Source organism: Aliivibrio sp. S10_S31, assembly GCF_014694495.1.
GTDB lineage: Bacteria > Pseudomonadota > Gammaproteobacteria > Enterobacterales > Vibrionaceae > Aliivibrio > Aliivibrio fischeri.
Genome location: NZ_JAAUWR010000003.1, coordinates 285,906 through 301,856 on the forward strand (window position 1 = coordinate 285,906; position 15,951 = coordinate 301,856).

At 38.5% G+C, this 15,951-nt stretch carries 12 protein-coding genes, 3 tRNA genes and 1 rRNA gene; 8 read left to right on the forward strand and 8 right to left on the reverse strand.

Features of this window, described 5'->3' with window-relative positions; translation table 11 throughout:
* Positions 1-115 precede the first annotated feature (115 nt).
* Complete coding sequence (locus HC728_RS04260) at positions 116-1,033, forward strand: ABC transporter ATP-binding protein (protein ID WP_012533705.1); 918 nt, start codon at positions 116-118, stop codon at positions 1,031-1,033.
* Entirely contained in the window at positions 1,033-1,803 is a 771-nt protein-coding gene (locus tag HC728_RS04265; RefSeq protein WP_005420864.1) for an ABC transporter permease, read from the forward strand. Before HC728_RS04260 ends, HC728_RS04265 begins: the two co-directional genes overlap by 1 nt.
* Positions 1,804-1,901: 98 nt before the next feature.
* Here HC728_RS04265 and panC read toward each other — a convergent pair whose 3' ends face one another.
* The 7 genes from panC to sfsA all read right to left on the reverse strand — a co-directional run bounded on the left by panC (position 1,902) and on the right by sfsA (position 7,814).
* Positions 1,902-2,777 (reverse strand): pantoate--beta-alanine ligase, encoded by an 876-nt coding sequence (gene panC / locus HC728_RS04270; protein WP_065597638.1) that lies wholly within the window; start codon positions 2,775-2,777, stop codon positions 1,902-1,904.
* 9 nt (positions 2,778-2,786) lie between these two features.
* Positions 2,787-3,581 carry a 3-methyl-2-oxobutanoate hydroxymethyltransferase gene (gene panB / locus HC728_RS04275; protein WP_190395141.1) on the reverse strand — a complete coding sequence of 265 codons (795 nt, stop codon included), beginning with the start codon at positions 3,579-3,581 and terminating at the stop codon, positions 2,787-2,789.
* Positions 3,582-3,603: 22 nt separating this feature from the next.
* Complete coding sequence (folK, locus tag HC728_RS04280) at positions 3,604-4,089, reverse strand: 2-amino-4-hydroxy-6-hydroxymethyldihydropteridine diphosphokinase (protein WP_190395142.1); 486 nt, start codon at positions 4,087-4,089, stop codon at positions 3,604-3,606.
* Positions 4,086-5,513, reverse strand: a complete 1,428-nt coding sequence (pcnB, locus tag HC728_RS04285; protein ID WP_035457698.1) for a polynucleotide adenylyltransferase PcnB — start codon at positions 5,511-5,513, stop codon at positions 4,086-4,088. Before pcnB ends, folK begins: the two co-directional genes overlap by 4 nt.
* Positions 5,514-5,533: 20 nt before the next feature.
* The gene (gluQRS, locus tag HC728_RS04290) at positions 5,534-6,427 is read right to left on the reverse strand and encodes a tRNA glutamyl-Q(34) synthetase GluQRS (RefSeq protein WP_065595866.1); all 894 of its coding nucleotides are present in this window, start codon (positions 6,425-6,427) and stop codon (positions 5,534-5,536) included.
* Positions 6,428-6,491: 64 nt separating this feature from the next.
* Positions 6,492-6,941: an RNA polymerase-binding protein DksA gene (gene dksA, locus HC728_RS04295; RefSeq protein ID WP_005420851.1), complete on the reverse strand. Its 450-nt coding sequence runs from the start codon at positions 6,939-6,941 to the stop codon at positions 6,492-6,494.
* A gap of 165 nt (positions 6,942-7,106) precedes the next feature.
* The gene (sfsA, locus tag HC728_RS04300) at positions 7,107-7,814 is read right to left on the reverse strand and encodes a DNA/RNA nuclease SfsA (RefSeq protein ID WP_190395143.1); all 708 of its coding nucleotides are present in this window, start codon (positions 7,812-7,814) and stop codon (positions 7,107-7,109) included.
* 59 nt (positions 7,815-7,873) lie between these two features.
* On the opposite strand from sfsA, the gene hrpB reads away from it, so the two are divergent.
* The 5 genes from hrpB (at position 7,874) to HC728_RS04325 (ending at position 13,280) form a co-directional block, all read left to right on the forward strand.
* The gene (gene hrpB / locus HC728_RS04305; RefSeq protein ID WP_190395144.1) at positions 7,874-10,339 is read left to right on the forward strand and encodes an ATP-dependent helicase HrpB; all 2,466 of its coding nucleotides are present in this window, start codon (positions 7,874-7,876) and stop codon (positions 10,337-10,339) included.
* Between the two features lie 24 nt (positions 10,340-10,363).
* Positions 10,364-12,736, forward strand: coding sequence for a penicillin-binding protein 1B (gene mrcB / locus HC728_RS04310; protein ID WP_190395145.1), 2,373 nt, complete (start codon positions 10,364-10,366; stop codon positions 12,734-12,736).
* Between the two features lie 235 nt (positions 12,737-12,971).
* Positions 12,972-13,047 (forward strand) — tRNA-Phe (locus tag HC728_RS04315).
* Positions 13,048-13,099: 52 nt separating this feature from the next.
* Positions 13,100-13,175 (forward strand) — tRNA-Thr (locus HC728_RS04320).
* 29 nt (positions 13,176-13,204) lie between these two features.
* A tRNA-Asn gene (locus HC728_RS04325) sits at positions 13,205-13,280 on the forward strand.
* A gap of 141 nt (positions 13,281-13,421) precedes the next feature.
* Here the strand turns inward: HC728_RS04325 and HC728_RS04330 are convergent.
* Positions 13,422-15,047, reverse strand: a complete 1,626-nt coding sequence (locus HC728_RS04330; RefSeq protein ID WP_065597633.1) for a methyl-accepting chemotaxis protein — start codon at positions 15,045-15,047, stop codon at positions 13,422-13,424.
* A 682-nt stretch (positions 15,048-15,729) separates the two neighbouring features.
* Here HC728_RS04330 and HC728_RS04335 point away from each other — a divergent pair.
* Positions 15,730-15,951, forward strand: a 16S ribosomal RNA gene (locus HC728_RS04335); the annotation flags it as partial.

Consider the following 15,951-nt stretch of genomic DNA (forward strand, 5'->3'; position numbering starts at 1 on the left):
GAATCACTCTGCGGTTTTTTTATTATTGATTAAAGATGTGAATTTGCATTCATCGTAATTTAACGATAATCTAGATCAATTATTAGATATTTACTTCCAGATAATAGGTAAATAAATGTACGCATTAGAAATTGAACAATTAAGAAAAACCTATTCAGGTGGTTTTGAAGCTCTAAAAGGAGTGAGCTTAACCGTTGAAAAAGGAGATTTTTATGCCTTACTTGGTCCTAATGGGGCAGGAAAGTCGACGACAATAGGTGTTATTAGCTCTTTGGTAAACAAAACATCAGGCAAAGTACAAGTATTTGGTTATGACATTGATACCCAACTAGTACAGGCAAAGCAGCAAATAGGCTTGGTACCACAAGAGTTTAATTTCAATCCATTTGAAACCGTGTTGCAAATTGTAATTCAACAAGCGGGTTATTATGGTGTATCTCGTACATTAGCAAAAGAGAGAGCTCAAAAATATTTAACTCAGTTGGATCTGTGGGAAAAAAGAAATGATCGTGCACGTAACTTATCTGGAGGTATGAAACGTCGCTTAATGATTGCTCGTGCTTTAATGCATGAACCTAAATTATTAATTCTTGATGAACCAACAGCTGGTGTTGATATTGAGCTTCGTCGTTCTATGTGGGAATTTCTAAAGCAAATTAATGAGCAAGGAGTGACGATCATATTAACTACGCACTATCTTGAAGAAGCTGAAATGCTTTGTCGAAATATAGGAATTATTAATAAAGGTGAGGTAATAGAGAATACCTCAATGAAGTCATTATTGAATAAACTTCAAGTTGAAACCTTTATTTTGGATCTTGCTGAAAATAGCCCTGTTCCTGTTTTAGACGGTGCAAAAATAACCAGTTGTAAAGATGGCTCTATTGAAGTTGAAATTGATAAATCTCAGGGGCTTAATTATCTTTTTGAGCAGTTAAATCATCAAGGTATTAATGTGCTCTCTATGAGGAATAAAGCAAATCGATTAGAAGAATTGTTTGTTAGTATTGTTCGTTCAGGAGAAGCAAAATAATGATGAATTTATATTGGACAGCATTTAAAAGCCTTATCTCAAAAGAAATAAACCGTTTTGTTCGTATTTGGGTTCAAACATTAGTTCCACCAGCAATAACCATGACGCTCTATTTCATTATTTTTGGTAATTTAATTGGGTCACGCATTGGTGAAATGAGTGGCTTTAGTTATATGGAATATATTGTTCCTGGTTTGATTATGATGTCAGTTATAACTAACTCATATTCAAATGTAGCTTCTTCTTTCTTTAGTTCTAAGTTTCAAAAGAACATAGAAGAGTTACTTGTGGCTCCTGTACCTAACTACATTATTATCGCAGGATTTGTTGGTGGTGGTGTTGTTCGAGGCTTGTTGGTTGGTGCATTAGTTACTTGTGTGTCTCTATTTTTCGTTGATATTCAAATTGCTCATCTTGGCGTGATCATGCTGACGGTATTAATGACATCCATTGTTTTTTCATTGGGTGGATTGATTAATGCCGTTTTTGCTAGAACATTTGATGACATTAGTATTATTCCAACGTTTGTATTAACGCCATTAACGTATTTAGGTGGTGTTTTTTACTCGATAAGTCTATTGCCTGAATTTTGGCAAGGGGTTTCTAAGTTAAACCCGATAGTTTATATGGTAAATGCGTTCCGTTACGGTTTCTTAGGCGTCTCTGATGTTGGGATCGGTACGGCATTTGCTGTGTTGTCTGTATTTATTATTGCTTTATATAGTATCGCTTGGCACCTGGTCTCTAAGGGGATTGGCTTAAGAAGTTAATCGCTACATTACTATTATATGTTACATGTAAAATCATAGGAAAAAAGGGCTGAAGATAGTGATTATCTTCAGCCCTTTTATTTTTCTTTTAGAAAAGATTACTCTTCTTCGTCACTCGATGTCGCCGATAATTCAACAACTAAGTTATCAATTAAACGAACTTGACCAAGGAAGGCTGCCATTAGAATAACGGCTTGAGTTGTCTCTTCTGTTGGTTCTTGTAGCGTTCTTGCATCGCGAATGAAGATCTCATCCGGTTGCAGATCCGCTGCGCGTAGTTGATCACTAGCATCTTCAATTAGAGATAGATAATCATTACGGCCGCCACGCATTTGGCTACTGATCCAACGCATAGTGCGAGCTAAAACTGGTGCACGCTGACGTTCATTAAGTGTTAATAGGTTATTGCGTGAGCTCATTGCCAATCCATCCATTTCACGAACGGTTGGTACGCCAACGATTTCAACATCTAACGCCATATCGATAACCATTTGACGAATAAGCGCAAGCTGTTGGAAATCTTTTTCACCAAAGCAAGCAACATCAGGTTGAACAATATTGAATAGCTTATTAACAACCGTCGAAACACCTTTAAAGTGACCTGGACGAGAAGCACCTTCTAAAATGGTAGAGATAACAGGAACATCAACGGTTGTTTGTTTCTCTAATCCTTCTGGGTACATGATCTCAGGTGTTGGTGTGAAGACAAGATCAACGTTTTCAGAAGTAAGTTTTTCAACATCTTCGTCCATTGTTCTTGGGTAGTTAGTTAGGTCATCAACATTGTTAAATTGCATCGGATTAACAAAAATACTAGCAATAACAATATCAGCATGTTCGCGAGCTGTGCGAATTAGGGTTAAATGACCTTCGTGCAGATTTCCCATTGTTGGTACGAAAGCAATGCGTTTACCTTCGCGTTTCCAAGTTTTGATCTGCTCGCGTAATGGTAAAATTTCAGAAAAAATGTCCATTACGTTTCCTTAGTTAAATGTATGTTCAGCAGCAGGGAATGTACCTTGCTCAACATCTTGAATATATTTAGTGACGGCTTTACGCATATCACCAGTTTCTGCCAAAAAGTTTTTAGAGAATTTAGGCATGTAGTTAGCTGAAATACCAAACATATCGTGCATTACAAGGATCTGACCATCCGTTGCATTGCCTGCACCAATACCAATAACAGGAACGGTACATGCTTTTGTAATGCGTTCAGCAAGAGAAGCAGGAACACATTCTAATAGAATAATTTGAGCACCAGCAGCTTCAAGTGTTAGTGCATCTTTTACCATTTGCTCTGCTTTAGCTTCATCGCGACCTTGAATGCGGAACCCACCAAAAATATTAACTGATTGAGGTGTTAAACCAAGGTGTGCACAAACTGGGACGGCACGCTCTGCAAGGACTCGAACTGTTTCAGCTATCCATTCACCGCCTTCAATCTTCACCATGTTAGCGCCTGCTTGCATTAGCTTGCCTGCATTTTCACACGCTTGCTCTGGAGTAGCATAGCTCATGAATGGCATATCAGCCATAACTAAACTATTTGGGCTACCAGCACGCACACAGCGAGTATGGTAAGCGATCTCTTCAGTGGTTACAGGTAGCGTGTCACTCTTACCTTGTAAAACCATACCTAATGAATCACCGACTAATAAAACAGGGACTTCTTGCTGTTCAAATAGTTGTGCGAAGCTAGCATCATATGCTGTAACAGTGGCAAATTTTTTGCCTTCTTGCTTCCACTTCATTAAGTCATGAATAGAGATTTTTTTCATAAAACATCCTTACTAGAAGCGATTAATCTTCCCAAATAGACAAACCATTTCTATCTACAGTTTTTAGTAACTGAGAAAGGGTTGTGCCATCAGGTAAAGTTAAATCATTATAAATTTCAGCGAGCGGATAAAGAACAAATTCACGTTCCTTCATGCCATAGTGAGGCACGGTTAATCGCTCATTGTCGATCGTTTGATCGCCAAATAAAATAATATCGAGATCTAAAGTTCTTGGTCCCCAGCGCTCTTCCTTACGCACACGACCTTGCTCAAGCTCAATCTTTTGAGTGAGATCCAGTAATTCCATTGGAGCAAGGTTGGTTTCAATCTCAACAACTGCGTTAATGTAGTCAGGTTGATCTTGAGGGCCCATAGGTGAACTGCTGTAAAGCGACGATACCGCTGCTACTTTAGAGTCCGGGAGCTGGTGCAGGGCATTGATAGCCACTTTTGCTTGAGCTACGGGATCTCCAAGGTTACTCCCAATCGCAATAATTACTTTGATCATGAGTCGTTATTTGCTCTTTTTTTCTTACGATATGGGCTGCGACGCTTACGAGGTCCACCAGAGCGGCGACCACCGTTTAAATTTTGAACCATATTGTTACGATGTGGTGCTGGTGCATCTTGGAACTCAGTCCACCAGTCACATAAATCTTTAGTTTCGCCGCCTTCAACTTTGCCGCGCATTTCTAAGAAATCATAAGCAGCACGGAATTTTTGTTGTTCAATAAGTACAAAAGCTCGTTTACCTGTGCGACGAGGTAAGCGTAATTGAAGTTGCCAAATATCACGAATTGTTGCAGTTAAGCGACGTGGGATCGCAGTGCTTCTTACTTGAGTATCAAGAATTAGATTAGATGCTTCCATTATTGATTCGTAGTGATCAAATTTTGGATTGTCATCTTGGATTTCTTGCGCTTTTGCTGTTAATGGATACCAAAGCATTGCAGCAAACATAAACGCAGGGTTTACACGCTTACCGCTGTTAATTCGCTTATCTGTAGAGCGTAATACAAGCTCAATCATTTGTTCAGCTGGGCTATTTCCTTCTTCAGTTAAGAAAGGAGTTAGCACAGGGAACAATTGTTGGAAAAGATTAAAATCTCGTAGCATCCAGTAAGTGTTTAATCCATTACCGGTTTGCAGTAGTTTTAATGACTCTTCAAATAATCGAGCAGCAGGAATGTCTCTAAGTAGAGGTGAAAGTTCAGCAATAGGCGCTGCTGTTTTATCACAAATAGTCATATCTAATTTTGCAGCAAAACGAACTGCACGAAGCATACGGACTGGGTCTTCACGATAACGAGTTTCTGGATCACCAATTAAACGGATAATGCCATTTTTTAAATCTTCAATGCCGTTAGCGTAATCGTGTATCGAGTAGTCTGCGATATTGTAGTACATCGCATTAACCGTAAAATCACGACGCTCAGCATCTTCTTCTACTGTGCCATATACGTTATCGCGTAGTAGCATCCCTTCGTCAGATTGAGCTGAGATATTCTTTTTCTCATTCTCTTCTTTGTGGTGACCACGGAAAGTGGCAACTTCAATGACATCTCGACCAAAAAGAATATGCGCTAGACGGAATCGTCGGCCAATTAAACGACAATTTCTGAATAGTTTTTTGATTTGCTCTGGAGTTGCATTGGTTGCAATATCAAAGTCCTTAGGCTCTTGACCTAATAAGATATCGCGCACACCTCCGCCTACCAGATAAGCGTCATATCCAGCATTGCTTAGACGGTAAAGAACTTTAAGTGCATTATCACTTAAATCTTTACGTGAAATATTATGTTCTTGGCGTGTGATAACGTTCAGTTTCAAATCCTCTGTTGAGCAAATATCACTGTTGTTTTTGAGTAAATTACGACAAAAACGGGCAACTTGATTAAAGATAATAACCTCGATATTCAAGTGAGCAGTCAAAAATAGGCGCACATCATAGCTTAAATTGAGGGTTTTGAGAATGGGGTAGTGATCTCGAGCCCAGTTGGAAGCTGATTTAATTGCCAATGTTGGATTGCCCATTGAAGAATTTCATTCAATGTAGCTTGTTTTACTTCTAATGGAATTATAAACCCTAAAAATGCTAATGCAGCTAATAGTGTTGGTTTAGGGTTACTATTATCAATAGCGGGTGCATAGTTTTGTTTAGAAAGTTTATTACCTTTTTCATCAACAGCAAGGGGTAAATGAAGGTAGCTAACTTCATTCGCACCCAGTTGACGGTAAAGTGATATTTGGCGTCCTGTCGGTTCAATGAGATCGGCACCGCGGACCACTTCGGTAACTCCTTGGTCTATATCATCAAGAACCACGGCGAGATTATAAGCAAACAATCCATCTCGACGTTTAATAATAAAGTCTTCTTGTGCAAGTTGGCTTGGGATTGTAATCGTGCCATGTTTAATATCATTAAATGATTCAACAGGATGTTGCATAACCAAACGAACAGCGGAATTTTTTTCTGAATGGAGCTTATCTTTGCAGTGACCTAAATAAAAACCACCGTCTTCTTTTATTTGTTTACGTGTGCACTGGCAATAATAAGCGTTGTTTTCTTGCAGCCATTTATCTATTTGAGATTGATATAAATCGTGTCGTTGACTTTGGTATACAATTTCTTCGTCCCATTCTAGACCGTAATTCTCTATGGTTTGAATGATTAAGGAAGCGGCGCCTGGTACTTCTCTTGGTGGGTCAAGATCTTCAATACGAAGGAGCCATTTTCCTTGATGAGATTTAGCTTGTAAGTAGCTCCCTAGCGCTGCTACAAGAGAGCCAAAGTGTAATGGACCAGAAGGTGATGGTGCAAAACGACCAATGTATTGAGTTGTCATAAATATTCACTATTTAAACGTAAAAAAGGGAGCTAATGCTCCCTTTTTTATGATTTGATAGGTATTAACCTGCCATTTGCTTTTCTTTGATTTCTGCAAGAGTTTTACAGTCAATACAAAGATCAGCAGTTGGACGTGCTTCTAATCGACGAATACCGATTTCAACACCACAAGAATCACAGAAGCCGAATTCTTCTTCTTCGATTTTTGTTAGTGTTTTCTCAATTTTCTTAATTAAACGGCGCTCACGGTCACGATTGCGCAGTTCTAAACTAAATTCTTCTTCTTGAGCTGCGCGATCAACTGGATCTGGAAAGTTCGCTGCTTCATCTTTCATGTGGTTCACAGTGCGTGCAACTTCTTCCCTAAGTTGGTTACGCCAAGCTTCTAGAATCTTTGTAAAGTGTTCAACTTGGGCTGGGCCCATGTATTCCTCACCGGCTTTTTCCTGATAAGGTTCAACACCAGCGATAGCTAGAATTCCTAGCGTTCTTTTTGTATTGCTCTCTGGCATTACAGCTTCTCCTAAAACGTCTTTGACTCTCACTAGCCAAATGAGGGCGCTATCTATAGCAGAAAGAAAAGAGGCAATCAAATATTGATTTCATCAATTGAGATCCAGTAGCAAGAACGTAGCACTTTTCTTAAAAAGAATGTATTTATTACACTAGTGAAGTGACTAAATACTAAAAGGTAGCTTGCGTACGATCTTCATCTCTTTTGATGACATCTCTGCTTGGTAGCAGAGAATATTGACCCCATTTTCAATCGCATCAATTAATAAAGAATGATATTGCTGGTCTATATGGTGTGCGATTGAGACTTTTTCAATACCTGAATGTAAAACAGCGAAAAATAATATGGCTTTATGGCCAAGTTGTGCCATTTCGCTTAATTCCCTTAAGTGTTTTTGGCCTCGAGTTGTAACGGCATCAGGAAAGAAACCTTGACCCGATTCACTTAATAATGTGACGCTCTTCACTTCAATATAGCAGTCAGGTAACGATTTACCAGTAAGTAAAATATCAATTCGACTGCTCTCTGAGCCGTATTTTACTTCGGTTTTTAGCTCGTCATATTCAGTCAGTTCTTTTATGTTCTGCTCTTGAATCGCCTCGACAACTAATTGATTAGCTCGAAGGGTATTAACGCATATTGTGTGATTGTTTTCTGTGACGCTGAGCTCCCAACTGTTAGGGTATTTGCGCTTGAGATTACTGGATGTTGAAAAAAACACCGTACTGTCAGGTTCTGCACAGCCAGTCATTGCCCCAGTATTAGCACAATGAATCGTACGTTCACTATTATCTTCAAGTTTAATATCAGCTAAAAAGCGTTTATAGCGTTTTATCAGCTTCCCAGATTCTAATTCAGGTTCAAATTTCATTTAACTACTGTTTTTTTGTACAATGGTTTAATTCGAGATAATGCCATAAGGCGAACCCATTGTCACAGTTACCTATTGAAACAGTGATCCCATCACTGATTGAGAAATTAAAGCACCACTCTCAGCTTATATTAAAAGCGTCGACAGGTGCTGGTAAGTCTACTTTTTTGCCGCTTACTTTATTAAGAGAGAATCTGATTGACGGCAAAATTATTATGTTAGAGCCAAGGCGCTTAGCTGCCCGTAATATTGCGAATTACTTAGCATCTCAATTAGGTGAAAAGGTGGGGGAACAGGTTGGTTTTAGAGTGCGTGGTGAAGCAAAGGTGAGCTCTAAAACTCGTTTGGAGATTGTGACAGAAGGGATCATGACTCGTATGATTCAGTCTGATCCTGAATTATCAGGCGTAGGGTTACTTATTTTTGATGAATACCATGAAAGAAGCATTCACGCAGATACTTCTTTAGCTTTTGCTCTGGAAGTCCAAGAGGCTCTGAGGGAAGATCTTAAATTATTGGTGATGTCAGCAACATTAGATCAGGCTGCATTGCAAAAATTATTACCGAATGCGGCCTATTTAGAGTCAGACGGTCGTTTATTTCCAGTTGAAACACGTTATCAGCCATTAAAAGCGAATCAAAAATTACTTGATGCAACAGAGAATGCGATTCGACAAACTTTGATTAATGAAACTGGCTCAATTTTGGTTTTTCTTTCTGGAGTCGGGGAGATTAAACAACTGGAAGAAAGGTTAAGTGATCTTTCATCAGAGGTGATTCTTGCTCCTTTGTATGGTCAACTGGAAATAAGAAAGCAACAACAAGCATTAATACCTGCACCAATAGGACAAAGAAAAGTTGTACTTGCAACGAATATCGCTGAAACCAGTTTAACGATTGAAGGTGTTCGAGTCGTTATCGATAGTGGGTATGAAAATAAGGCGAGCTTTGATGCGAAAACAGGAATTACAAAATTAGAAAAAAAGCGTATTGCACAATCAGCATCAGAGCAAAGAAAAGGGCGAGCAGGACGTTTAGAGTCAGGTGTCTGCATTCGACTGTACAGTGAGTCGCAATTCAAACAACAAGCATTAGTTCCTATCCCTGAAATTGAATCGTCAGATCTTAGTTCTTTGATTGTAGAGTTAGCTAAGTGGGGAGTGACACAACCTTCGGATTTACAGTGGTTAACATTGCCGCCCAATTCTAATGTTCAACAAGCAAAAGAATTGTTAAAACAGTTGGGACAACTTGATACCCAAGGACAATTGACAGTGCTTGGTGAACAATCACAACACTTAGGTATGGATCCTCGGCTTTCTATGATATTGCTTCGTGCAAAGGAAATGTCATTGGCTCATCTAAATACGGCATTATTTCTTTTGCCGATTATTGAAGAGCCTGCTAAATCGATAAAGTCAAAAGACGTAAGTTACCATCTTTCTTTACTGCTAGATGGGAAGTATCCGAAATCAAATTATTATCATCAAAGAGCTCACCGATTAGCTAAAATGCTCTTAGTTAATGAAGATAAAGCATTGGCATCACCTAATTATGTAGGGGAAGTATTAGTTAATGGTTTCCCTGATAGACTTGCGATGGCCAAAGGTGACTCCGGTCAATTTCAATTATCTAATGGGCATGGGGTTCAAGTTGATGAACTAGAAAACCTCGCTCAAAGTGATTATTTGGTGGTGGTTGATTTATTAAAAGGCATAAATAACCGCAGTCAGGTTTTACTTGGTGCTTCTTTAACACTGTCATCACTTTTAGATTCCTGTTCTGATTTACTATCTGAAGTAGAGTATGTTGACTGGGATGAAAAAAATGGTCGCATGCTTGCCGAACAACGGACTCAATTAGGGTCGTTGGTGATTAAGCGCCAACTAATAAAATCACCAGATGAAAGTAAAATATCAGAAGCATTGCTACGTATGGTTCAGAGACAAGGATTACCTAGCTTAAATTGGAGTGACACAGTAGAAGCATTTCATTCTCGTTTGCTATGTGCATCGATATGGTTGCCTGAATTGGGTTTACCTTTGTTAGATGAAACCCATTTATTAAATGATGTCGATAAGTGGCTGCAACCTTTTATGAATCACATCAAAAATGATCAGCAACTAAAAGCTCTGAATATTATGGAAGCGTTAGAGGCTTATGTTGGGTGGAATAATATGCAGTTAATTAATGAATATTTACCTAATCATTACGTATTACCGACAGGAACAAAAGCAAAGATACAGTATCAATTACAATCAGAACCTAAGATCTCAGTTCGAATGCAAGAAGTATATGGAGAGGCTGAAACGCCATTATTAGCAAAAGGAACAAAAAAACTAATGATGGAGCTATTGTCACCGGCGCAAAGACCATTACAAACAACAAGCGATCTTGCTAGTTTTTGGCAGGGTTCTTATAAAGAAATACAAAAAGAGATGAAAGGGCGTTATCCAAAGCATATTTGGCCAGATGATCCTGCAACACATCAAGCAACCAAAAAAACAAAACGTCACTTTAACTAATATTCATAATTAAAAAGATTTCTCATGGCTGAAAAGAAAAAAACACCAACAAAAGCTGCCCCTAAAAAAACGACAGCAAAGAAGAAAGCACCAGCGAAAAGAAAAACATCATCTAAGAAAAAAGCGCAATCTTCTCGTCCTTTTTGGAAGAGTATGATGATTTTAGGCTTTAAATTAAGTTTGGTTGTTTTAGCTATTCTTGTTATCGCCGGTATTTATCTTGATACCGTAGTTAAGAAACGTTTTGATGGTCAATTATTTAGTTTGCCTACGGTTGTTTATAGCCGAGTGCTAACTTTATCTCCTGGGCAAAATATCAGTTTAAAAACGGTTCAAAATGAGTTGGATTTACTTAAATATCAAAAAGTACGTCAACCTCAACGCCCTGGTGAATATTCATCATCATCAACAAAAATTGAATTAATTCGTCGTCCTTTTGAATTTCAACAAGGACCTGAGCCAGATCGCCACGTCATGCTTTATTTTAATTCTGAAGGACTTCAGAAAATTGAAAATAGAAGCGTCATGAAACAAATGGGTTTTTTACAAATCGAGCCTCAGTTCTTAGGTATGTTGGATGCTGATGATGATCAACAGCGTTTATTCTTACGTAGAGAGCAGTTTCCTGAGGTAATGGTTGATGCCTTACTAGCGACAGAAGATCGTGATTTTTATCAGCATGATGGAGTTTCCCCTCTTGCTATAGCTCGAGCTATGGTCGTGAATGCTAAGGCAGGACGAACCGTGCAAGGTGGTAGTACGCTGACTCAACAATTGGCGAAAAACTTATTTCTTTCTCGTGAACGTACATTACGGCGAAAAGTTCGAGAAGCGTATCTCGCATTAATTTTAGACTATCGTTATAGCAAAGATCGTATTTTAGAAGCGTATTTAAATGAGGTGTATTTAGGACAAACTGGTGGAGAGGCCATTCATGGTTTTGGCTTGGCTGCACAGGTGTATTTTGGTCGACCAATAGAAGAGTTGCGTATTGATCAACTAGCAATGTTAGTTGGTATGGTGAAAGGCCCGTCTTATTACAATCCGATGCGTTTCCCTGAACGAGTAAAAGAACGCCGAGATTTAGTTCTTCGATTAATGATGCAAGAAGAGATCTTGTCACCACATCAATATGAAATGGCTGCTAGCCGTCCACTTGATGTAAAAAAACGAGCAACTATAGCGACAAGACAGCCGGCTTATTTCCAGCAATTAAAATGGGAACTAAAAGAGAAAGCGGGTAAGGCATATCAGAAAGGGGAAGGGTTACGAGTATTTACTACTCTGGACCCTCTGTCTCAGCAAAAAGCAGAGCAGGCCGTTGAGAGAACAGTACCTCAGCTAGAAAAAAGAGCTGGAAAAGGTTTGGAAGCTGCAATGGTGATTGTTGATCGTCAAAGTGGTGAAATTCGAGCGATGATTGGTGGTAGCCGAACTGGATTTGATGGATTTAACCGAGCGATTAATGCTAAACGACCAATAGGGTCATTAGTTAAACCTGCTATCTATTTGAGTGCATTAGAAACACCGGATAAGTTTTCATTAGCAACTACGTTAGATGATAAACCGATTGCATTAAAAGGAAGTAAAGGTACAACATGGACGCCAAGAAACTTTGATCGTAAATTCAGAGGAGAGGTTCCTCTTTATTATGCTCTTTCTCGTTCTCTAAATGTACCGACAGTAAATCTCGGTTTAATGGTTGGTTTAAGCAAAGTAACTGACACTTTAGTTAAATTAGGGGTTGATGCAAATGAGATTAATCAAGTGCCATCAATGCTATTAGGATCCATCAACTTATCGCCATATCAAGTCGCTCAAATGTATCAAACGATTGGTAACGGTGGGAGAAAAGCCGCTTTAACAGCACTTAAGGCGGTTGTAGATAATGATGGAAATTTACTTTATGAAAACTTCCCTAAATCAGCCGCAGTAGTTCCTGAACAAGCAACGTGGTTAACTGTGTATGGAATGAAACGAACGGTGAGTGAAGGAACGGCTCGCTTCTTAAATAGTAAATATAGTTGGGCGGCTTTAGCTGGTAAAACGGGAACAAGTAATGATTCAAGAGACAGTTGGTATGCAGGTATTGATGGTCGTGAGGTTGCTATTACTTGGTTAGGTCGTGATGATAACAAACCAATGAAATTGACAGGTTCAAGTGGTGCGTTACGAGTTTACGCTGATTATCTAAGTATGCGCTCTCCTGAAGTGCTTCAATTACCGTGGCCAAATGAAGTGACAACCGCTGGATTTGATTTACAAAGTAATAAAACACTAGAACCAGATTGTTCAGGTCGAGTGAAGTTACCTATTTGGGATCAAAAAGGGCAGTATAAAGCTGAGTGTGAAAAGAATAAGCCTGCAGCTTGGTTAACTGATATTTTTGGTTTTTAACGGTTAACAAAGAGATCCTCTCTTAATTATCAAATCATGCTAGATAATTAAGAGAGGCATACAATTTTACTAATTATTGAATGAGAGTTTAAAGAGGATATATTGAATAAAGTCGATTATCTTTTGATGAAAATGTTATAAAATCGACCGTTGCGAGTATATTTTCACCAAACAATCCTTTTTTTGTAATTAGTTGTTGACCCTGAAACTAAAAAGCATTCTAATACACCTCGTTGCCCGGATAGCTCAGTCGGTAGAGCAGAGGATTGAAAATCCTCGTGTCGGTGGTTCGATTCCGCCTCCGGGCACCATATTAATTTGTTGGTGTCTAACATGATTAGCACGAGCAATGAAATTAAGTGTGCCGACTTAGCTCAGTAGGTAGAGCAACTGACTTGTAATCAGTAGGTCACCAGTTCGACTCCGGTAGTCGGCACCATCTCTTCTCTTTTGAGAATAAAAATCTGTTCCCTTTTAGTTCAGTCGGTAGAACGGCGGACTGTTAATCCGTATGTCGCTGGTTCAAGTCCAGCAAAGGGAGCCACTTTTTAAAGCCTTGTCAGAAATGACGAGGCTTTTTTTATATTTGAAATTTGTATTTCCTACTTCGTCTTGAGTAAATTGGTACTATAAAAAAAGCATGCTGTAGTAGCATGCTTTCAAAGAGTGGCGATGGATTTTAAACTTAATGTTTAACTTGGAATTTATTTAGCCAAGTCTCAAGGTCATCAGCAAGTTCTGTTAATGTTTGAGTGCTGTTTTGGCTATCAGCGACAACTTTCGCTAGTTGTTGACCACTTTCTTCAATGATATTCACTCGCTGTGTAATATCTTCACTAACGTATTTTTGCTCTTCAGATGCACTTGCTATCTGATGGCTCATGCTAGAGATAGTTTCAAGAGCCGTTACAATTTGTTGTAAAGCATCAGAAGCATTTTTAGATTCAGATACTGTGCTCTTACTCGTTTCAGCACATACTTCCATAGTAGAAATAGCATTATGTGAACCTTCTTGAAGGTTAGAAATCATTTGCTGAATTTCTTTAGTGCTGCCTTGAGTTCGGCCTGCAAGGTTGCGAACTTCATCTGCAACAACAGCAAACCCACGTCCTTGCTCACCTGCTCGTGCTGCTTCAATTGCTGCGTTTAATGCTAATAAGTTTGTTTGTTCAGCAATATCACCAATTACATCTAGCACTTTAACAATACTATTTACTTCATTATCTAGCTCAGCTACGGCTGTACTTGCAGTACTTAATTGTTCAGCTAAACCTTCAATGTTTGATACGGTAGCATTAATTAACTCTTGTGTACGTACACTTTGTTTGTCTGCATTATCTGTATTGATAGCTGTTTGCTGTGCTGATTCTGCTACGTTGTTTGCAGAAGATGCCATTTCAGTTATAGCTGTAGCAATCATTTCTGTTGATTGGTGCTGATCTTCAGTTAGTTGACTTACGGTACCTGAACGAGAATGTACATCAGATAACTCGTCTTTCAATGCAATCATTGATTGGGTTAAATGCTCAACAAGTTCAGCTAAAGAAAGGTTCATTGTTTGAACTGCTTGATAAATACTACCTTCAGGAGCTTTACTCTCAAATTGAGTGACGATTTGCCCAGCTGCAACTGTTTGAATTGCAGAGCGTACATCGTGAGGTTCGCCACCAAGCAGTGCAAGCATACGCTTAATTGCAATCATTAAAATACTAAGTATTAAGCTAGCAATGATAAAAGCCAATCCGAATTGCCATTGTGCTGTTGCCCAAAAGCGTTCATTTACTTCTGTTTCGCCAATACCAGTACCGACAATCCAATTCCATTTATGTGTTTTTTCAGCAATAGATAGCTTTTTATCAATACTGCCATCTGGCATTTTTAAGGACCAAGTATATTCAGCCATACCATTTGGATTTTGATTAATGGCATTTTCTAAAATTTGTCCTACGCTACGACCTTCACTATCTCTAAATTCATGAAAACTTGTGTCGTGTAGCTGAGGATCTAAAGGTGCAGCAAGAAAAGTTAAGTTTTCATCAGCAACATAAACGTATTCATTATCTTTATAAATGTTATTACGTAATATAGTAATAGTAAGTTCTTTTGCTTTTGCTTCTTCAATCTTTCCTTCTTCTACCATATTCTCCATATTGGTAATTAAGTTATAGGTAGTTTGAAAAATCTCAGTTACTCGAGATTTGTTATCTATTGTACTAGCAACTCGTAAAGTCCATAAGCCTGTTGCTGTCATTAATATAAGAGAACAAAAAATGATGGTAGCCAGAACGTAAGATTGGTTTTTTAGCTTCATGCCTTGTGATCCTTGATTATTAGTCTGATGTATATATATCGGCAGAATTATTTATAAGTTTAATAAATGCCACTTTGGAGTGGAATTTCCGCGCTTTATATAATAAGAAGGGAATAAATAACAAGAACAAGTTCACTATTTATTAAATATCATTGGTATTTATGATTGAGAGCCTAGATTTTAATCAGTTTTAGGATGTTTTAATAAGTTTTATGGCTTCATATTGAACGTTTTGTTTATATTCTATGCATTTGAATTGAATCTTAAATAAAATGCTTGCCAATATGAATTAGGTCTCTATAATGCGACCTCACTGACACGGAGAGCTTATCCAGTAAGGGTTTGCAATCAGGTTGGTCTAGATGGTTTTTTAAAATTGGTTTCAAATAAGTGCTTGACACTGAAGCTTAAATGAATAAAATGACCATCCTCTTCGAAAGAAAGCCTTAATGGCTTAAAAGTAGAAGAAAGCTCTTTAACAATTTAACCAAATCAATCTGTGTGGGCACTTGTGAATTGATAATCAAACCAGTTTGTTTTCATTTTTTAAATGAAAGTAAACGAGATATCAATGAACTGAGTGACTACACAAAATTACTTTTATGTAACAATCAGTATTAATCATTGAGTCGGTTTTGTTTCTGCTTCTCTTTATAGAAAAGACAGAGCAACCAAAAAACTTTAATTGAAGAGTTTGATCATGGCTCAGATTGAACGCTGGCGGCAGGCCTAACACATGCAAGTCGAGCGGAAACGACTTAACTGAACCTTCGGGGAACGTTAAGGGCGTCGAGCGGCGGACGGGTGAGTAATGCCTGGGAATATGCCTTAGTGTGGGGGATAACTATTGGAAACGATAGCTAATACCGCATAATGTCTTCGGACCAAAGAGGGGGACCTTCGG